The organism is Intestinibacillus massiliensis (assembly GCF_900155735.1).
GTDB classification, from domain to species: domain Bacteria; phylum Bacillota; class Clostridia; order Oscillospirales; family Butyricicoccaceae; genus Intestinibacillus; species Intestinibacillus massiliensis.
In genome coordinates this window covers 155,556-173,465 of the sequence record NZ_LT707050.1, presented here as the reverse complement: position 1 = coordinate 173,465, position 17,910 = coordinate 155,556, and the positions used below count along the sequence as shown (strand labels likewise).

Genomic DNA, 17,910 nt, shown 5'->3' with positions numbered 1-17,910 from the left:
TGGCGATGATGACGTCATAGGTTTTGCCGGTGCCCAGGAACTGCTGCATCTTGTCCATCGCCTTGGCGCGGTCCCAGTCGCATGCGTCCTCGAACACCATGTTGAGCTTCCAGCCGTCCTCGGTCAGCTTGTCCTTGACCGAGTTCGTGCGCAGCACCTGCGTCGGGATGCCGAGCACGCCCATGAGCATGACCACGTCGAGCTCCTTTTTGTCCGGGAAGATGCTTTCGATATACTCGGCCTGGAGCTGGCCGGCCTGGTTTTCGTCCGAGCCGACGTAGACGTACCGGTTGTCGACGAGCAGGGACTCGTCCGGCAGGCGGTTGACGAACACGATCGGCATGTCGCCCGCGGCGTTGATGACTTCCTGCGTGCTGTTGGAGTCGACGAGGTTGACGATCATCGCGTCGTAGCCGTCGGTCGCGCAGGTCTGCACGTGGCTGATCTGCTGCTGGATATCGTTATTCGCGTCAAACACGGTCATCTCGACGTTGCCGAGTTCATCCGCCATCTTGTGCTGCGCGGTTTCCATGCGGGTGAAGAACTCCGCGCGGTAGGAAAACGTCATGCCGATCTTGTAGGTTTTCCCGCTGTCCTGCTGCGTGCTGGCGGCGGGCTTGCTGCTGCCGGCATCCGCGCCGCTGTCCTTCTGCCCGTCGGCGGAACTGCAGCCGGAAAGCAGGAGGGTGGAGGCCATTGCGGCGGCTAACAATGCGGATAAGAATCGTTTCACGGGGATACACTCCTTTTCTTCTCTTTCAAGTTGTGGCATAAGAGCCACAGGTTGGTAGGGGATGGAACGTAAGCGCTTTCTATCTGTGAATTTAGGATATCAATAAATCATTCAGTTTTCAAGCGGATTTCGCCAAAATTGTATACAAAATAACGGCAAATTTTTTGTAAGAACCAGAAAAATACGGGAATCCATTGCAAATATATTCGTAAGCGATTACAATACGGGATATTGCCAATATCGCGGGTTGCTTCTCGGGCACGGTATCCCGCGCAATCACTCCCCCCAGGGATCCATGCGGAAACGCGCAAGCACATCCTACAGATGATGGAGGAGGCCGGGTACCGCCCAAACGCCATTGCGCAAAGCCTTGCGTCGCAGCAGACACACACGATCGCACAGGTTACAGCGCAGGGCTTGGGCTTTCCAGAGCCATATATCTGGTATGGGAGATTACACCATCCCCAATGGGTATCAGGGAATGGCATTTTTATCCCTAACGGAGCAGGGGATCAAAGTGCCCGGGCAGCTCCGCCTGACTGGCTTTCACAACGACCAGCCGTCGTCGCTGCCGCAGATCAATTTGACGACGATCGCGCGGCCTGTGAGGCAAAATAGGTGCGCTGGCTGCAAAAATGATCCTGGACATGGCATAGTGTCAGCCCGCAGAAAGTGCTGCTTTATCCGGAACGGCTGATCCGCAACACAGCTAGGTAATGATAACGGGGGATGTTGCCGTTGAATGCGGAAGCGCGGCATGCCCGTAATCGATTACGGATTTCTAGATAAATAGAGGATGCGAAAATATGCTCCAGGAAGATAATTTTGAGTAAATACAGCTTTAAAATAAAAATATACAAAAACAAGACGCAAAATTATAACTTTAAATCGTTGACATTTATATGTAACCGTGATATGATGCAGCCATGGAACGTAAGCGCTTACGAAAAGCGCATATTGCTGTAAATCTATTAAAAAGGAGTTTTCGACAATGAAGGAAATTCGAATCGGCCTGATTGGCGCGGGCTGGATGGGTACATTTTTTGCCTCCGGTTTTTATAACGTACGGAAAGCATATGGCACGGAGGTCGTGCCCGTTTTTGAAGCGGTAGCAGACCCGATCGAGGCCGCGGCAAAGAAGGCGCAGGATACGTTTGGTTTCCGCAAGGCGGTGACCGATTGGCACGATGTGGTGAACGACCCGGACGTCGACCTGGTGGTGATCACGACCCCGAACTTTACCCATGCGGAAGTGGCGATTGCGGCTGCGCAGGCAGGTAAGCATATCGTTTGCGAAAAGCCGTTGTCCACCAGCGCGGAAGAGAGCCGGAAAATTAGCGAGGCGGTGGTAAAGGCAGGCGTAATCAGCCTGGTCGACTTTATTTATCGCCGCTGCCCGGTGCAGGTGCATGCAAAGGAAATGATTGCGCGCGGCGACCTCGGTGAAATCGTAACCTTCCGCGGGGCGTTTGACTGCTCGTACTGCGCGGATCCATCCACCCCGATGACCTGGCGCCAATATGCAAAGTTTGCGGGTACCGGCGCGCTCGGCGACCTGACCAGCCACTTGGTCAGCCTGTCGGATATGCTGGTCGGCAGCACGATGGGCAAGATCACCGAGGTTTGTGCGGTTTGGGATACGGCCTTTAAGCAGCGCCCGGAAAAGGCGGGCGGCGCGCCGGCCGACGTGGATACCGATGATCAGATTTACATCCTGCTAAAATATGAAAACGGCCGCATCGGCCAAATGTCCTCCAGCCGTATCAGTGCGGCGAAACCCTGCGCCATGGCATATGAAATCCAGGGCACCAAGGGCGTAATCCAGTACGATGTGCAGCGCCTGAACGAGCTGCGATACGCCAAGGTCGGGGACGCGGCAAACGCCGGCTTTACGACTGTGGACGGCAATACGCTGCATGGGGAATATAAGAACTTTTCCCAGCTCAACGGGCTTGGCATCTCCTACGCGGACGTGATGGGCATCCAGGCGCATTCCGTCCTGCAGGCGGTCGCGGACGGCAAGCCGCTGGATATTGATATCCCGTATGGCTACTATGTCGAGCGCGTGTGCGCCGCGATGGAGAAGTCCGCACGTGAAGGATGTTGGGTCAAGGTAGACGAGGTATAAGCGGAAAGGGGTAAAAACATGGGAATCAAAATTTGCGGTGCGCCTTGCTGCTGGGGCGTGGATGACGTCAATAACCCGTATATCCCATCCTGGGAGCGCGTACTCCGGGAGGCGCACGAGGCCGGTTACCGCGCCATCGAACTGGGGCCTTACGGCTATATCCCAATCGATATCCCGCGCGTGACCGAGGAACTTAACAGAAACCAGATCGCTATCGTTGCTGGCACGATTTTTGACGATGTGCTGAGCGAGGAAAACTACCCGAACCTGCTGAAACAGGTGGAAGATATTTGCTCCCTGATTACCAAGCTCCCGCCGTTGCCGCGCGAGCCGGGGCAGCGTTGGGCGACCCCGTATATGACCGTTATGGACTGGGGGCACGACGAGCGCGACTATGCGGCAGGCCATCCCGGCCGTGCGCCGCGCCTGGATGAAAAAGGCTGGCACCAGCTCATTTCCCACTTCAAGGGCTTGTGTGAAAAAGCAAACAGCTATGGCGTGCGCCCGGTGCTGCACCCGCACTGCGGCGGTTATATTGAATTTGGAGACGAAATCGACCGGCTGGCGGCTGAAATCCCGAACGAGCTTGCAGGCTTCTGCCTGGATACCGGCCATCTGCGTTATGCGGGGCTTGACCCGGTCGAATGGCTGCGCAAATACAAGGACCGCCTGGATTACGTACATTTTAAGGACATCGACGAAAAGGTCTATGAGGACGTCCTGAGCCGCCATATCCGCTTCTTTGACGGCTGCCATGAGGGTTCCATGTGCCCGATCGGCAAGGGCATCATCGACTACAAGGCGGTCTCGGACGTGTTGCAGGAGATTGGGTATAATGGCTATATTACGATCGAGCAGGAACGCGACCCGCGCGACGCGGACAACAGCTTGCGCGAGGTGCGCGCAAGCGTTGAGTACCTGAAGGGCGTTGGGTATGATATCTGATTTTGGCTGCATACTGTGTAAAAATACAAAAGGCACAGAAATCACACAGAAAAATTCAAAATAGCAGAAAATTGTGAAACCTGCTAAACACAATTTCGGGTTTATCGGCGAAAATCGATAAACTGCTTGATTGTAATCCACAAAAACGCAAGGCGTTTTTTCACAAAAAGCCGATAAATCGCTTGGGACGGGCAGGGCAACGCGCCCTGTCCGTTTTTTACATGATTGACATGTTGCAAATTATTTGTTATAAAGAAACTGTGTTCAGACACAGCACCAAAAATAGTTTGTTTTTAGGGGACGTTATGAAAATCACGATTAAAATGATCGCGGAAAAGGCGGGCGTGTCCGCAGGCACGGTAGACCGGGTGCTGCATAACCGGCCGAACGTCAAACCCGAGGTACGCGAACGGGTGGAAAAAGTGATCCAGGAGTTGGATTATCAGCCGAACAAGGCCGCCCGTGCGCTGGCTTACCGCGATAATTATAAGCAGCTTGCGATTGTATTCCCGTCATGGAGCGGGTATTTCCGCCGTGATATCGAACACGGTATCGCGGATGCGGAGGAAAACCTTTCTGATTTCGGCGTCTCTGTCCAACCGTATATATACGACCAGCGCAACCATAAACAATGCCTGGATATTTTGGACGCCCTGCAAAGGTCCCATGTAAACGGCATCGCGCTCTGCGCGGAGAACAGCGTGCTGATCCGGGAGAAGATCAACGATCTGCATGAGCAGCACATCCCGGTCGTGACCTTCAATTCCGATATTGCCGATTCCAAACGAATTTGCTTTGTTGGACAGGAAACGCTGCGGAGCGGCCGCGTCGCGGCGGAGATCCTGTCGAAGTACCTGCGCGATGGGGAAGAGACCCTTGTTGTGCTCGGGAACTACGAATATAGTGGACATAAGGCGCGTGTGGATGGTTTTTTGCAGCGCTTCGATGAGATCGGCGTTCCAAGGGAGCGTTTCCACATTATAGAATGCTACAATGAGTACACAATCACATTTGATAAAGTCTACGATGCGCTTGCTGCAAACCCCAATATCCGCTTTATTTATATGGCCAACCGCAGTGTTACCGCGTGTGCGGAAGTGCTCCGGCGGATGGGGCTGGCCGGTAAGATCCGCGTCGTTTGCCACGATGTGACCGATACTATTTGCCAGCTCCTGCGGGAAGGCGTCGTGGATTTTACGATCGAGCAGGATTTGTACGCGCAAGGATACCGCCCGCTGATGATTTTAGGGGACATGCTGATGTCCCGGCGAATCCCGGAGCGCCGGTATCAATACACTGCGCTCAACATCATCAACGCGGAAAATGTTGAATATTTAAAGTAAGAGTTTTTTTGTTAATTTATGTGTGCGCACACAATAAAGTAATTATGTACTTATATAAGATGAATGAAGATATAAAGATAATTTTATGCGAATTGATGATGAATTGGCAGGGATAGAACAATTCTCTTGCAATAAATTGTGTTCGCACACAATTTATATAAAACAACAGGAAACAAAATTTTTATGGAGGTGTTTTCATGAACATAGGGCTTATTGGTGCAGGCAGGATCGGCCGCATCCATGGGGAAATCCTGACAAAGCATGTCACTGGCGCCAAGATCACCGTGGTCGCTGAGGTTTATGCGAACGGCGAGACCATCGCCTGGGCAAACGGCCTGGGGATCGGCAAGGTCGTCAAGGACTATCACGAGGTGCTCGCGGATCCGGCGGTTGACGCAGTCTTTATCTGCTCCTCGACCGATACGCACACGCAGATTATCATGGAAGCTGCGCGCGCCGGCAAGCAGATCTTCTGTGAAAAGCCGATCAGCTATGATATCGATAAAATCGTCGAGGCGCTGCGCGTCGTCAAAGAATGCGGTGTCAAGCTGCAAATCGGTTTTAACCGCCGCTTTGACCATAACTTCGGCAAAATCCGTGCAATGGTGCAAGACGGCAAGGTCGGGGATGTGCAGGTCGTTAAAATCACGTCCCGCGACCCCGCGCCCCCTCCGATCCCCTACATCAAGGTTTCCGGCGGTATTTTCCTGGATATGATGATCCACGACTTTGACATGGCGCGCTTCCTGTCCGGTAGCGAGGTCGCCGAGGTTTACGCGCAGGGCGCGGTGCTCGTCGACCCGGCGATCGGCGAGGCGGGCGACGTGGATACGGCCATCGTTTCCCTCAAGTTTGCAAACGGCGCGCTCGGCGTGATTGACAACAGCCGACAGGCGGTCTACGGGCACGACCAGCGCGTCGAGGTCTTTGGATCCAAGGGCTGCCTGGCCGCCCGCAACGATACCGACACCTCGGTCGACTATTACACGCCGGACTGCATGGTGAGCGGCAACCCGATCCGCCCGTTCCGCGTCCGCTATGAACTGGCTTACGCAACTGAGGTGCAGGCGTTCGTCGACGCGGTGAACGGGGGCAAGCCGACGGCTGTGGGCGGCTGGGACGGCCTGCAGCCGATCCTGATCGGCCTGGCCGCGACACAGTCGCTCAAGGAAGGCAAACCGGTCGCCGTGCGCCGGCTGGACAGGATTTAAAACATCCGGAATAACAGACGCGTCCCTTGGCAAACGCCGGGGGACGGAGGAAGGGGGTACTGCATTGGACGACGTGATCCTGGAGATGCGCGGCATCTCCAAAACATTTAGCGGCGTTTACGCGCTGCGGGATGCGCAGCTTACCATCCGGCGCGGGGAAGTGCACGCGCTGATCGGTGAAAACGGCGCGGGCAAGTCCACGCTCATGAAAATCATCCTGGGCGTGCACGCACCGGACGCCGGTGAAATGACGTTTAAGGGCAAGGCTTTCCGCCCGCAAAAGCCGATGGACGCGCTGCAGGCCGGCATCTCCATGATCCATCAGGAGATCAGCCTCGCGGACAACATGACGGTTGCCGAAAATATCTGGATCGGGCGCGAACCCGCGTCGCACGGTTTTGTAAATTATAAGGCGCTGCGCGAGGACGCCGCAAAACTCCTTGCGGAACTGCGCATCATCATCGACCCCTCCGAAAAAGTAGGCCATTTGAGCGTGGCGCAGATGCAGATGGTCGAAATTGCCCGCGCGATTTCGTATAACGCGGACTTGATCATTATGGACGAGCCGACCTCGGCGCTGACGGAGGAGGAAGTCGGCATGCTGTTTTCCATCATCCGGACGCTGCGGGACAAGGGCGTTTCGGTCATCATGATCACGCATAAGCTGGATGAACTGTTTGAAATCTCCGATGCAGTCACCGTACTGCGCGACGGCAGCTACGTCAGCGCCCACCCGATCTCCGAGATTGACGAAAAGAAGCTCATTTCCCTCATGGTCGGGCGCGAGCTGAGCGAGCTGTTCCCCAAACAGGAGGCGCAAATCGGCGAAACCGTGCTGCGCGTACAGGGGCTGACCCGCAAGGGGCTTTTTGAGGATGTGTCGTTTGCGGTACATCGCGGCGAAATCCTCGGGGTGGCCGGGCTGATGGGCGCGGGGCGCTCGGAAATCATGACGGCGCTTTTCGGCGGCATGCCGGTTGACGGCGGGGAAATCTATATTGACGGCGAGCGGGTGGCGATCCGCAACCCGCGGGACGCGATCAGGCACGGGTTGGCCATGGTCACAGAGGACCGCAAGCTGACCGGCTTGTCCCTGTGCCGCTCCTGCAAGGAAAATATTTCGGTGACGAATCTGAAACGCACCTCCCCATCCGCTTTCCTGAATAAGAAAAAGGAGATGGAGGAGGTGCGGGAGATGATCCATGCGCTGTCCATCCGCCTGGCCGACCCGGAGCAGGCCGTCCGGTCGCTGAGCGGCGGCAACCAGCAAAAGATCGTGCTTGCACGCTGGCTGCTGACGGCGCCGAAGGTACTGATCCTGGACGAGCCGACCCGCGGCATCGACGTGGGCGCAAAGTCCGAAATCCACCGCCTCATTTCGGAGCTGGCCTGCAAAGGCATGGCGGTTATCATGATTTCCTCCGAACTGCCGGAGGTGCTCGGGATGTCGGACCGCATCATGGTTGTACATGGGGGGCGCGTCCGCGGCGTGCTGTCACGCGCGGAGGCAACCCAGGAAAACGTTATGGCACTGGCCACCAACACCGTGAAGGAGGGAGCATAATTTGGAAGCTGCGGCGAAACCCAAGGGCAACAGCCGTTTGAAACGGTTTGTAGGGGACAATAAGATCCTGTTTATTTTTATCGCCCTGTTCATCGTCATGTCGGCCGTGCGGCCGGACGCATTCTTTACGTATACAAATTTGACGAACTTACTGAAGCAGATCGCGGTTAACGCCATCCTCGCGGTCGGCATGACGGTCGTCATGACCACCGGCAGTTTCGACCTTTCAGTGGGTTCGGTCGTCGGCGTGGCAGGCGTAGTCGTGGCGCTGAGCGCCAAGGCGGGTGTGCCGGGCATAGCGGCGCTGCTGATTGGCGTGCTTGTCGGCGCGGCGTTCGGCTGTGTGAACGGCCTTGCGATCGCGGCGTTTAAAATCCCGTCCTTTATCGTCACCCTGGCGATGATGCAGGCGGCGCGCGGCCTGAGCTATATGTTCTGCGAGGGCTTCCCGGTCACAGGCTTCCCCAAAAGCTATCTGTTTATCGGACAGGGATACTTCCTCGGCGTCCCGGTGCCGGTGTATATCATGGCGGCGGTCGCCGTGCTGGTAGCGGTGCTCATGCGGCAGACCAAATTCGGCCGGTATGTGTACTTTATCGGCGGCAACGAAGAGGCCGCGGCGCTTTCCGGCATTAATGTCTTCAAAACGCGCGTGCTTTCCCATACCTTGTGTGGCCTGCTTGCAGGCGTCGCGGGTATCGTACTGACCTTCCGCGTCGGTTCGGCCATGCCGGCCGCCGGCGAAGGGTTTGAGATGGACGCGATTGCGGCCGCGGTCATCGGCGGCTGCTCGCTTAGCGGCGGCGTCAGCCGGATCAGCGGTACGGTCTTGGGCGCGCTTATCCTCGGGCTCATCAGCAACGGTATGAACCTGCTTGGCGTAACGACTTACCCGCAGATGGTCATCAAGGGGGCCATTATCTTTGTTGCGGTGCTGCTCGATACCCGCGCCAATAAAAAATAGCGGCCATTGCAGATTGGCGTGGCGGACGTCCCGTGCCGCGTAAGGGGATCGCTCCCGTTCTGCATTCGCAAAATCGGCATTGATTATGCCCGGTATAGCACATTGCCCACCCCTGCGATGCGGCAAGACTGGCACAACCGGTGGCTGTCTTGGAAAAAAGGAAAACGGCAGCTTGCGGCGCGGTTTGGCGCGCGGCGCTGCCATCAAACATTATGGCATATGGAGGGAATAACCATGAAAAAGAAGCTATTATCGCTCGTCGCCATGCTGTGCTGCGCCAGCTTCCTGCTATGCGCCTGTTCCGGCGGCGGTACTGACGCGGGCGGCGATGCTGCGCAGGGGGATGGCGGCAGCGCTTCGTCCGGCAATACACGCATCTGCTTCCTCGCACAGGCAAATAACACTTTTCAGGCGTCCCTGCGCGACGCCATTGAGGCAAAGGCCAAGGACATTGGCGTAAAGGCCGATACCTTCAACGCGGATAACGACGTCAGCACCCAGCTCGACCAGATCGAAAGCGCGATCGCGAGCGGGTACGACGCAATCATCCTGTGCGCGGTCGATTCGGCGGGCGTACTGCCGGGCGCACAGGCCGTTAAGGACACGGGCATCCCGCTCGTCTGCGTCAATATGCTCGTGGACGATGAAAACGCATACGACGTGTACGTCGGTTCGGACGATGTGGACGCGGGCACGATCCAGGGCGACTGGGTCAAGGAAAAGACCGGTGGCAAGTGCAAAATCGGCTTGCTGCATGTGCCGATGGGCTGCTCAGCGGAAATTGGCCGCACGCAGGGGCTGAAACAATCCCTGCTGGACGTATGCCCGGACGCGGTCGTCGTGGCGGAAGACGACGGCAAAGCGCAGATCGACGAAGGCATGCGCATTGCGGAAGACTGGATGCAGACCTACCCCGACATCACGATCATCATCGCGCAGAACGACGCGATGGGGCTTGGCGCGATGCAGGCCGTCATGTCCGCCGGGAAAAAGGATGATATCCTGATTTGCGGCGTGGACGGCGACCAGGACGCGGTACAGGCGATCATTGACGGCACCTATGATATGACGGTTTTCCAGAATGCCGAAGGCCAGGGCAGCAAGGCCGTAGAGGTCGCCCTCGGCCTGATTGGCGGCGAAACCTATGACAAATCGGTCATGATCCCCTTTGAGGCGATCACCGCCGATAATGCCGCCGACTATCTCGCATAAGTCGTACGGGTGCCGGTTCCGCAACCGGAACCCCTTCGGAGCCCCTCACATCCTTCTTCTCTTACCGGTATCCGCCGGGGAGGCTGCCAGTTTCTCCGGCGGATACCAGGAACTTTAAAAATGGAGGCAATTACATATGGGCAAGTATAACTGGAAGGACATCCACGACCGCCTGATGAAGCATTACCGTCTGCGCACGCTGCCGATCGTCCTCAAATATTACAAAAAGAAGGAAGACATGCTGGCGGTGCCGGGGCTTGCGCACCCGGAAAATTTGTGCACGCCATGCCTCGCGGTAGGGCAGGCGGTGGCGCTTGGCTCCGCGGTCGCAATCACGAGCGAGAATTTCAACACGAATTATTGCCGTGCGGCCAACGGTTTTGCCGCGCGCGATGAAAAATGGTACTCCGCCGAGCCTTACCTCGACCGCTGGAGCCAGAACCTGGGCTCCGCGCAGGCGCACCATAAGGCGATGACCGATTGGGGGGAGACGCGGCATGAGGGCTTTGCCGTCGCGCCGCTCGAATCCGGGATCATTGAAGACCCGGACTGCTGCCTGATGTACGTCAACCCGGAACAGGCCTTTTGGATCCTGACGGCGTCGGTCAATGTGGAATATAAAAAGCGCACCTTCACCTTCCTCGGCGAATCCACATGCAGCGATTCCTGGATGCATACCGTGACGACCGGGGAACCCGGCCTTGCGATCGGCAGCAACGGCGAGCGCGTCTTCGGCGGCCTGCCGCATGATGAAATGATCCTGACCCTGCCGATGGAAGACGTCATGAGGTCGCTGGAAGGTATGGAGAATATCCGCAACGGGCGCGAATTCCTCGCCTACCCGATGCCGGGCTACGGCTCCTTCGGCGATATTTCGCGTACCCCGAACCCGGCGTTTGAAGGGTTTTAAGCCTGATAAGCACAACAACTAATATTAGAAACGGGCTTTTGCCGGGATGTGCGGCAAAAGCCCGTTTTTTATAAAGCATCCGCATACGGAAAACAGCCCGTGTACATCAAGTACACGGGCTGTTTAGGATGGTTCGGAATGGTTTAGCCGGCAAGGGAAGCCAAAATGCTGTCCTTGAGCTGGGAAAGCTGGGAAAGCGTGTCCCCCTTGAGGGCGGATTTGACGGTGACGACCGGCTCCAGTACCTGGATATTTTTCAGCTCGTCCAGCAGCGCACGCGTCTGCTTTGCAGCGGTCGGCGCCCAGGAGCCGTTTTCCAGCAGGGCGACCGTCCGGTTTTGCAGGTTCAGCGCCTTCATGTCGTGGAGGAAATTGAGCATCGCCGGATAGATGCCGCCGTTGTAGGTCGGCGCGGCGAGCACCAGGTGGCTGCACCGGAAGACTTCGGAGACCAGCGCGGAAACATGGGTGCTGGAAATGTCATGGACGGCGATGTGCTTGACGCCTGCATCCGCCAGGCCGCACGCCAGGATATTGACCGCATTTTCCGTATCGCCGTACATCGAGCCGTACAGCAGCGCGACGGTCTGCTCTTCCGGCTCGTACCGGCTCCACAGGTCGTATTTTTGCAGCAGGCAATCCAGGTTGCTGCGCCATACCAGCCCGTGCAGCGGGCAGATCATCCGGATTTCCTGCCCGGGGAGCTTCTTGAGCGCCGCTTGCACCTGCGCGCCGTATTTGCCTACGATGTTGCCGTAATACCGGCGGGCGTCGTCCAGCCATTCCTGCTCAAAACGCACCTCGTCGTTAAACAGGTTGCCGTTGACGGCGCCGAAGCTGCCGAAAGCGTCCGCCGAGAAAAGCAGCTTTTCAGTCTCCTCATAGGTCATCATGACCTCCGGCCAATGCACCATAGGGGCGAAATAGAAGCGCAGGGTATGGCTGCCGAGCGAGAGGGTATCGCCTTCCTTCACAGTCACCATGCGCTCCGAAAGGTCAAAGTCATAGAACTGCTGCATCAGCCCAAAGGTTTTGGCGTTGCCCACCAGCTTGAGGCTGGGGAACCGCAGCATCAGTTCCTCGAGATTGGCGCAATGGTCAGGCTCCATATGGTTGACCACCAGGTAATCGAGTGCACGCCCATCCAGCGTATGCAGGATGTTTTCGAGGAACTGGCGGGAGACAGAGGCGTCCACCGTGTCGATCAGCGCCGTCTTTTCGTCCAGGATGAGATAAGAGTTATAGGTGATCCCGCGCGGGATCGGGAAAAGGTTTTCAAATAAGGACAGGCGGCGGTCGCAGCCGCCGACCCAATAAACAGAATCCGATAAATTACGGGTGCAGTACATGCTTTTCCTCACTTTCACTATGCGGATGTTACAGTAATTGTATGGCAACCATGGTTCTTACGGAGGAAGCGGGGTTGCCGGCAGGGCAGGCCACAACTTCCCGTAAGACAGCTTTTTTCTAACTACATACTAAATCAAGCCGCGGATGAAGTCAAGGGATTCCGGCAGCCCGCCGTATTAAAAAGCATGATTTTGGTGTAATTTAGGAGATGTTGCCGATCGGCTGCAAAACAGGGCGGCTTCCTGTAACAATTGTTACCAGAAGCTTGCGGCAGGGATGCTAAATTAGAGACGCGCAGCGAGCTGGCAGCCGGTATATGCAACCAGGATATCCGGGAGGGGGAGCCTTTGCCTATGCACGGACGAAATCCTATCGCGCAGTTCCCATCCGGCGGCAAATAGGGTATGATAGGGACGGGTATGATAAGCATGCAGAGGATCGGAGGTGCAGGCATGGTTGAGGTTTTAAAAGGCAGTCCGTTGTTCCGTGGCATGGCGGAGGACGACATAAGGGGATGCCTGGCATGCAGCAAGGCACAGGTAACCCGCTATGAGAAGGATGCGCTGGTTTTTTGCCAGGGCGATATGCCGGAAAGCGTTTCCGTGCTTGTCGCAGGCGCTGTGGCGGTGTGCAACGATTCCAACGACGGCAGGCGCAGCATAGTAGCTACCTTCGACCAGCCGGGGGAGTTGTTTGGGGAGGTTTTCGCGTTTTTAAACCACAAGGCGTACGAGCACTATGCGCAGGCATTGGCGCCTTCCGCCGTGCTGCAAATCCCCGAGCAGTATTTTTACCGCACCTGTGGGAACGCTTGCGAATACCACGCAAAGCTGGTGGCGAATATGCTGTCTATTTTCGCGCAAAAGGCATATTACCTCAATCAGAAGCTGCAAATCCTTTCCTGCGCGACCCTGCGCCAGAAAATTGCGAAGATGCTGCTGTGCCATTGCGGGGCGGATGGCCGGGGGACGCTTTCCATGGGGCGCGAAGCGCTCGCGGATTACCTGAACGTTGCGCGCCCATCCCTGTCGCGTGAACTGATGAAAATGCAGGACGACGGGCTGGTACGGGTAGGCAGGCAGGGCGTTTTCATCGCAGACCTTGGGGCGCTGCAGCAAATGTTCTAATTTTTTAAGTCCGTAACATATGTTACGGACTTTTTTTGCCCGCGCTGTTAGGATAGAGCCAGTAAAGGGAACCAAGACGGCTAGGAAGGAAGTTATATATGGAAAATAAAATGTTTTGTGATCAGTGTCAGGAAACCGCGGGCTGCACCGGCTGCACGCAAATGGGCGTTTGCGGCAAGAAGCCGGAGGTTGCGGCGATGCAGGATCTCCTGGTCTATGTGACCAAGGGGCTGTCCGCCGTCACAACCCAACTGCGGGCGGAAGGGAAAACGGTCCCGTCGGAGGTCAACCGCCTGATTACGTTCAACCTGTTTCTCACGATCACCAATGCCAACTTTGACGAGGATGCGGCGATAGGCCGTATTCTTGATACCCTGGCGCAAAAGCGCGCGCTGTTGGGACAGGTATCCCATGCGGGAAGCCTGCCGGAAGCCGCCCGCTGGGACGCGCATGGCCGCGCGGCGTTTGCGGGCAAGGCGGCGCGGGTTGGCGTGCTTGCGACCAAGGACGAGGACATCCGCAGCCTGCGCGCGTTGATCACTTACGGCCTCAAGGGGCTTTCGGCGTACAGCAGGCACGCGGGCGCCCTGCTGCAGGAGGACGCGGAAGTGGACGCGTTTTTACAGCGGGCGCTCGCTGCGACGCTTGACGATTCCCTGACGGCAGACGACCTGGTCGCGCTGACGCTGGAGACCGGCAAGTACGGCGTGCGCGGGATGGCGCTGCTGGACAAGGCCAACACCTCCGCCTATGGCAACCCGGAAGTTACAAAGGTCAATATCGGCGTGGGGACGCGTCCGGGCATCCTGATTTCCGGCCACGACCTGCGCGATCTTGAGATGCTGCTTCAGCAGACCGAGGGCACGGGCGTGGACATCTATACCCACTGCGAGATGCTGCCCGCGCATTATTATCCGGCGTTTAAAAAGTATGAGCATTTCGTTGGCAATTACGGCAATGCATGGTGGAAGCAAAAGGAGGAGTTCGCACGCTTTCACGGCCCGATCCTCATGACGACGAACTGTATCGTACCCCCGGAGGACAACTATAAGGATCGCTTGTACACCACCGGTGCGGCGGGCTATCCGGGCTGCAAGCATATCCCCGGCGGCGCCGGCGAAGAGAAGGACTTTTCTATCCTGATTGAGCGCGCCAAGCACTGCGCGCCGCCTGCCGAGCTGGAGCGCGGCGAGATTATCGGCGGTTTTGCGCACAACCAGGTGCTGGCGCTGGCCGACAAGGTGGTGGATGCGGTAAAGTCCGGTGCGATCAAAAAATTTGTCGTCATGGCGGGGTGCGACGGCCGCGCAAAGTCCAGGGAGTATTATACCAACTTTGCCAAGGCACTGCCAAAGGATACCGTCATCCTGACGGCCGGTTGTGCGAAGTATAAATACAACAAGCTCGGCCTGGGCGAGATCAGCGGCATCCCGCGTGTGCTGGACGCTGGGCAGTGCAACGATTCCTATTCGTTGGCCGTGATCGCATGCAAGCTGCAAGAGGCTTTTGGGCTGGACGATATCAACGACCTGCCGATCATTTATAACATCGCCTGGTATGAGCAAAAAGCGGTCATCGTCCTGCTTGCCCTGCTGCACCTCGGCATAAAGGACATCCACCTGGGTCCCACGCTGCCCGCCTTCCTGTCGCCTAATGTGGCCAAGGTGCTGGTGGAAAACTTCGGGATCGCCGGGATTGGCACGGTGGAGGACGACATGGCGCTGTTTTTCGGGGAAGCTGCCGCCCCTGCGCTCACGGCGGATATGCGGGTCGGCGAAATCCTTGAGGGGAAGCCGGAAGCCGCGCAGGTTTTGATGGAATACGGGATGCATTGCCTGGGCTGCCCGTCTGCCCGGATGGAATCGCTGGCGGACGCCTGCGCGAAACACGGCATGGACGTGGAGGGCGTCCTGGATAAGCTGAACGGATAAAAAGCAAGCCCAATTCCGGCCTTGCCGGCCGGGGGATCAGCGGCGTAGCGCTTTCGTGTTACGCCGCATTCTTTTGCGCAATCTGGCTATGCTGGAAAAAATTTTAAGCCGCAGCGGCAAAAGGGTGTCATATCATGCAAGAAAAAGGGGCGCTTCCATGTTAAAATAAAACAAGCTTGGGAGGAGGCCTATTATATGTTGCAGGAACAGGAACAGCGGCATGTGTACTATGACCGCGATTTGGATATTGAAATTTATAACCTGAGCGGTATCGTGCAGAAGTTCCCAAACCATTTCCATGAATATTACGTAATCGGTTTTGTGGAAGGCGGATGCCGCCATCTCTGGTGCAGGGGGCAGGAGTACGACCTGTCCGCGGGGGACTTAATCTTATTCAACCCGCGGGATAACCACTACTGCGCGCCGATTAACGGCGAACTGCTGGATTACCGTGCGGCCAATATCACACCGGACAGGATGGTAAAGCTGGTCGGGGACATCACAGGGGAGGCGTATGCGCCGCGTTTTACGCAGAATGTCGTGTACCAGAGCGAAATCGCGCAGTCGGTGGGAGGCCTGTACCGGTCGATCGTTTCCGGCGCGCCCAAAATGGAAAAGGAGGAAGCGCTTTTTTTCCTGCTGGAACAGGTGCTGCAGGATTATGCCGCCCCGTTGGGCGAAGCCGGCCAATCCGCCCCCAACCAAAAGATCCAGACACTCTGTGACTATATGGAGGCCCATTTTTCCGAAAATATCACGCTTGACGACCTGCTCACGATGACGGACTTCGGAAAATCCTATTTGCTGCGCGCCTTTACAAAACAGGTGGGCGTTTCGCCGTACCGCTACCTGCAGACGATCCGGCTGGATCAGGCAAAAAAATTCCTGGAGCAGGGGATCGCGCCGGTCGATGCGGCCAGCATGGCCGGGTTTGCAGACCAGAGCCATTTTACGAATTTCTTTAAGGAATTCATCGGGCTAACCCCCAAACAGTATCAGAGAATATTTACCGAGCCGTCATCCTGCGGCGAGGCGGGAAAGGGGCGGCCGGGCAATGCATAAGACCGCTTCCGGCCATATCGCCGCCCTGGTCACGATACTGATCTGGGGAACCACGTTTATTTCCACCAAGGTGCTGCTGCGGGTATTTACGCCGATAGAAATCCTGTTTATCCGCTTCGCAGTGGGGTATCTTGCGCTGTGGTGCGTGTGCCCGCGCAGGCTGCGGGTCGCGGAGCGCAGGCAGGAATGGTATTTTGCGGCCGCGGGGCTTTGCGGCGTGACCCTGTACTATTTGTTTGAAAACATTGCGCTGACCTACACGCTGGCCTCGAACGTGGGGGTGATCATTTCCATCGCTCCGTTTTTTACGGCTATTTTTTCTTGCCTGTTCCTGCATGACAGGCGGCCGACGGCACGTTTTTTTGTCGGGCTGCTGGTTGCCGTCGCGGGCATCTGCATGATCAGCTTTGGGAGCGAAGCGGCCCTGCGGCTTAACCCGCTGGGGGATATTCTGGCGGTCATGGCGGCGGTCATCTGGGCTGCATTCTTCACCATTACGAAGAAAATCAGCGGGTTTGGGTATAACACGATCCAGACGACGCGGCGCACCTTTTTTTACGGGTTGGTTTTCATGCTGCCGGTGCTGGCCGTCATGGGTTTCCGCGTGGAACCCGCGCAGATGTACAGTGCAAGCGTCATTTTGAACCTGCTGTTCCTGGGCTTGGGCGCGTCCGCGCTGTGCTTTGTCACGTGGAATTTTGCGGTCAAAATCCTGGGTTCCGTCCGTACGAGCGTTTACATTTATATGGTGCCGGTCATAACGGCGGTCACCTCGGCTGTGATCCTGCACGAAAAGCTGGGCGCCGCGGCCGTGGTTGGCATCCTGCTGACTTTGGCCGGCCTGTTCTTATCGGAAAACAGAACCATTAAAAAGGGGTAAAAAGTATATGGAACTTCAAAATAACAAATGCGTCATGGTGATGGATGAGGCGCTGCCGCTCGGCATCCTGGCCAATACGGCGGGCATCCTCGGGATTACACTGGGCAAACAGGTTCCGGAAACGGTGGGGCCGGACGTGTGCGACCGCAGCGGCAAAACGCACAAGGGCATCATACAGATCCCGGTACCGATCCTGAAAGCCGATCAGGAAAAACTCCGGGCAATCCGCGCGCAGCTTTACCAGCCGGAATTTTCCGGGCTGACCGTCGTGGATTTTTCAGATGTGGCGCAGGGCTGCAACGTCTACGACGAATTTATCGAAAAAGCGGCGCACACAGCGGAGGACGAGTATACCTATTTCGGCATCGGTATTTGCGGCGCGAAAAAGCTGGTGAATAAGCTGACGGGCAGCCTGCCGCTTTTGCGGTAACCCCATATGGGCGCCGCGGCAAAATAGGAATCCTGATATGGAGCCGGGCACAAAAATAAGGGGCGGTGGAAAGCCACTGCCCCTTTCCCTTTTGGCAGCGGTGGTTAAAGGGGGAACCCG

At 56.7% G+C, this 17,910-nt stretch carries 15 protein-coding genes; 13 read left to right on the top strand and 2 right to left on the bottom strand.

What is annotated here, in order from left to right; translation table 11 throughout:
- A partial coding sequence (locus CZ203_RS03070; protein ID WP_159456335.1) for a sugar ABC transporter substrate-binding protein occupies positions 1-733 on the bottom strand: 733 nt, incomplete at its 3' end.
- Positions 734-1,724: 991 nt separating this feature from the next.
- Here CZ203_RS03070 and CZ203_RS03065 point away from each other — a divergent pair.
- The 8 genes from CZ203_RS03065 (at position 1,725) to CZ203_RS03030 (ending at position 11,010) form a co-directional block, all read left to right on the top strand.
- Positions 1,725-2,861 (top strand): Gfo/Idh/MocA family protein, encoded by a 1,137-nt coding sequence (locus tag CZ203_RS03065; protein WP_087064719.1) that lies wholly within the window; start codon positions 1,725-1,727, stop codon positions 2,859-2,861.
- 18 nt (positions 2,862-2,879) lie between these two features.
- Entirely contained in the window at positions 2,880-3,806 is a 927-nt protein-coding gene (locus tag CZ203_RS03060; protein ID WP_087064718.1) for a sugar phosphate isomerase/epimerase family protein, read from the top strand.
- 305 nt (positions 3,807-4,111) lie between these two features.
- A complete protein-coding gene (locus CZ203_RS03055; RefSeq protein WP_159456334.1) occupies positions 4,112-5,149 on the top strand; it encodes a LacI family DNA-binding transcriptional regulator in 1,038 nt (345 codons plus the stop codon).
- 197 nt (positions 5,150-5,346) lie between these two features.
- Positions 5,347-6,360: an inositol 2-dehydrogenase gene (gene iolG, locus CZ203_RS03050; protein ID WP_087064716.1), complete on the top strand. Its 1,014-nt coding sequence runs from the start codon at positions 5,347-5,349 to the stop codon at positions 6,358-6,360.
- A 73-nt stretch (positions 6,361-6,433) separates the two neighbouring features.
- Positions 6,434-7,924, top strand: a complete 1,491-nt coding sequence (locus tag CZ203_RS03045) for a sugar ABC transporter ATP-binding protein (protein ID WP_328588142.1) — start codon at positions 6,434-6,436, stop codon at positions 7,922-7,924.
- A gap of 1 nt (position 7,925) precedes the next feature.
- Entirely contained in the window at positions 7,926-8,888 is a 963-nt protein-coding gene (locus CZ203_RS03040; RefSeq protein ID WP_087064714.1) for an ABC transporter permease, read from the top strand.
- A gap of 234 nt (positions 8,889-9,122) precedes the next feature.
- Positions 9,123-10,100, top strand: a complete 978-nt coding sequence (locus tag CZ203_RS03035; protein WP_159456333.1) for a substrate-binding domain-containing protein — start codon at positions 9,123-9,125, stop codon at positions 10,098-10,100.
- Positions 10,101-10,236: 136 nt separating this feature from the next.
- Complete coding sequence (locus CZ203_RS03030) at positions 10,237-11,010, top strand: DUF169 domain-containing protein (RefSeq protein WP_087064712.1); 774 nt, start codon at positions 10,237-10,239, stop codon at positions 11,008-11,010.
- Positions 11,011-11,153: 143 nt separating this feature from the next.
- Here CZ203_RS03030 and CZ203_RS03025 read toward each other — a convergent pair whose 3' ends face one another.
- Entirely contained in the window at positions 11,154-12,359 is a 1,206-nt protein-coding gene (locus tag CZ203_RS03025) for an FprA family A-type flavoprotein (protein ID WP_087064711.1), read from the bottom strand.
- Positions 12,360-12,812: 453 nt separating this feature from the next.
- Between CZ203_RS03025 and CZ203_RS03020 the strand changes: the two genes are divergently transcribed.
- The 5 genes from CZ203_RS03020 to CZ203_RS03000 all read left to right on the top strand — a co-directional run bounded on the left by CZ203_RS03020 (position 12,813) and on the right by CZ203_RS03000 (position 17,790).
- Positions 12,813-13,487, top strand: coding sequence for a Crp/Fnr family transcriptional regulator (locus CZ203_RS03020; protein ID WP_087064710.1), 675 nt, complete (start codon positions 12,813-12,815; stop codon positions 13,485-13,487).
- A 98-nt stretch (positions 13,488-13,585) separates the two neighbouring features.
- Complete coding sequence (gene hcp, locus CZ203_RS03015; RefSeq protein ID WP_087064709.1) at positions 13,586-15,418, top strand: hydroxylamine reductase; 1,833 nt, start codon at positions 13,586-13,588, stop codon at positions 15,416-15,418.
- Between the two features lie 195 nt (positions 15,419-15,613).
- On the top strand, positions 15,614-16,480 hold the full coding sequence (locus tag CZ203_RS03010) for a helix-turn-helix domain-containing protein (RefSeq protein WP_087064708.1): 867 nt from the start codon (positions 15,614-15,616) through the stop codon (positions 16,478-16,480).
- Positions 16,473-17,360 carry a DMT family transporter gene (locus CZ203_RS03005; RefSeq protein WP_087064707.1) on the top strand — a complete coding sequence of 296 codons (888 nt, stop codon included), beginning with the start codon at positions 16,473-16,475 and terminating at the stop codon, positions 17,358-17,360. Before CZ203_RS03010 ends, CZ203_RS03005 begins: the two co-directional genes overlap by 8 nt.
- Before the next feature lie 7 nt (positions 17,361-17,367).
- Positions 17,368-17,790, top strand: coding sequence for a DUF2000 domain-containing protein (locus CZ203_RS03000; RefSeq protein ID WP_087064706.1), 423 nt, complete (start codon positions 17,368-17,370; stop codon positions 17,788-17,790).
- Positions 17,791-17,910 lie beyond the last annotated feature (120 nt).